The 2370-nt window shown below is 42.5% G+C and carries 1 protein-coding gene; it reads left to right on the top strand.

The window, feature by feature from the left end; all coding sequences use genetic code 11:
• The coding region (locus AB6E85_RS25730) for a type I restriction-modification system subunit M (RefSeq protein WP_372144805.1) at positions 1 to 2370 on the top strand (2370 nt) is incomplete at both ends.

The following is a 2370-nucleotide window of genomic DNA, read 5'->3' as shown; positions in this document are numbered from 1 at the left end:
TTGCTTACGAAAATCTGTTTTCAACGTGGGTTGATCCAACGTCCGACTTTGATGAATCTAACGTACGTGATGCACTTTCTGCTTTTAGCCGTTTGATTTCTCCTACTTACAAAAAGTTGTTTGAAGGCATCTTTACTACTCTAGAAACCGGGTTAAGCAAACTTGGCGAAAGCGCGGGTAAGCGAACTAAAGCTATTAGCGACTTACTGCACTTAATCAAAAGTATCCCGATGAACGGTCAGCAAGGTTATGACGTTCTGGGTTACATCTACGAGTACCTGATTGAAAAATTTGCAGCTAATGCGGGTAAAAAAGCCGGAGAGTTTTATACGCCTCATGAGGTCTCGGTTCTCATGTCGCACATCATCGCTCATGAACTAAAAAATAAAGAAACCATTGAGATTTATGATCCAACGTCTGGCTCTGGCTCACTCCTTATCAATATTGGTGAGGCCGTCGAAAAATACGCTAAAAACAAAGACAGCATTACCTATTATGCGCAAGAGTTAAAAGCGAATACCTATAACCTTACCCGTATGAATCTGATCATGCGTGGTATTAAAGCCAGCAACATTAAAACCCGTAATGGCGATACTCTAGAAGACGATTGGCCATACTTCGATGAGAACGACCCACAAGGCACTTACGATGCCTTATACGTGGACGCCGTTGTTTCTAACCCACCGTATTCACAACAATGGGACCCTAGCTATAAAGATAGCGATCCTCGTTATTCGCGTTTTGGCCTAGCCCCAAAAACTAAAGCCGATTTTGCCTTCCTATTGCACGATCTCTATCACCTAAAGCCCGATGGTATTATGACCATTGTATTACCTCATGGGGTGTTGTTCCGTGGTGGTGAAGAGGGGGAGATCCGCAAGCAGCTTATTGAGCAGAACCACATTGATGCCATTATTGGTTTGCCGGGTAATATCTTCTTTGGTACAGGTATTCCAACCGTGATCTTGGTGCTCAAGCAAAAGCGTCAGAATACCGATGTTTTGGTTGTTGATGCGTCTAAGCACTTTATTAAAGAAGGCAAAAACAACAAGCTGCAAGCGAGTGATATTAAGCGCACTGTTGATGCTGTGATCAATCGAGAGAGCATCGAGAAATTCTCACAAGTCGTGAGTAAAGAAACTTTGCGCAGCAATGGCTACAACTTAAACATACCACGCTATGTGGACTCTTCAGCGGCGGCTGAAAGCTGGGATTTACACGCCACCATGTTAGGCGGCATTCCTAACAGTGAAATTGATGAACTCAATGCATACTGGCTTGCTTTACCACAGCTACGTGGTGCCTTGTTTACGGCTAAATCTTCCGCGTACAGTGAGCTGGCTATTGCTAAAGATTCAGTCAATACAAGCATTAGTAGTCATCCACAGGTGGTTGAGTTTATAGCGGGTTATGAACAGGCTTTTGCAGGGTTTGATGACGACTTAAACACCAAACTCATTAAAGGTTGGGAAGGGGTTAAACGCAATCAACAAGAGGCTTCATTAAGTGTTGAGCTATTTAACCGCCTAAGTCCTATTGCTTTAATCGACAAATATCAAGCTTACCAGCTTCTAAACAACCAATGGCAAATCATTAGCGCCGATTTAGAAATGATGCAAACTGAAGGTTTTGATGCGACTAAGCAAGTTGAACCTAATATCGTTATCAAAAAGAAAAATGGTAAAGATACTGAGGTGCAAGATGGCTGGAAAGGTCACATTCTGCCTTTTGGTTTAGTGCAAAAAACTTACTTAAGTGATGACTTAGCAGCACTAGCTAAACAAGAGAATCGTTTGGTTGAAATCTCAAGTTCACTTGAAGACATTTTAGAATCGCTTAGTGAAGACGATAAAGAGCTAGCTACGGTCAAAGAAAGCAAAGATGCCTTTGTCAATGCTGAAGTAGCAAAAGCAGCTAAGGTATTCTTGAAAGAGCAGAAAGACAGTAACATTAAGTTCACAGAAGACAGTCTTGTACCTGAAGAAAGCTACAAGGCCAAAATTATTCGTGCTAACAAACTTATCAACGAAGAAAAGGCTCTAAAAAAAGCAGTGAAAGAGGCAGCAACTAAACTGCATCTTAAAACCAAGACCACCATTGAGGGCTTAAGCGACGAGCAAGTGAACAATCTACTGCACCTAAAATGGATTGAGCCATTAAGCAGCGAGCTCGCTGCAATGCCAAGCAGTTTGATTACCCAGCTAACCAACAAGGTGCAAGTTCTTGCCGATAAATACGCAGTTACTTACTCGCAAGTCGCGAGTGACATCAAAACCACCGAAGGTGAATTGGCAGAAATGATGTGTAGCCTCACGGGTAATGAATTTGATATGCAGGGCCTAGCTGAATTCACTAGCTTGTTGAAGGGTG

It is taken from the genome of Vibrio sp. 10N.247.311.51 (assembly GCF_041467855.1).
GTDB lineage: Bacteria > Pseudomonadota > Gammaproteobacteria > Enterobacterales > Vibrionaceae > Vibrio > Vibrio coralliirubri.
The sequence above is the reverse complement of the archived record's forward strand: the minus strand, read 5'-3'. Positions and strand labels throughout refer to the sequence as shown.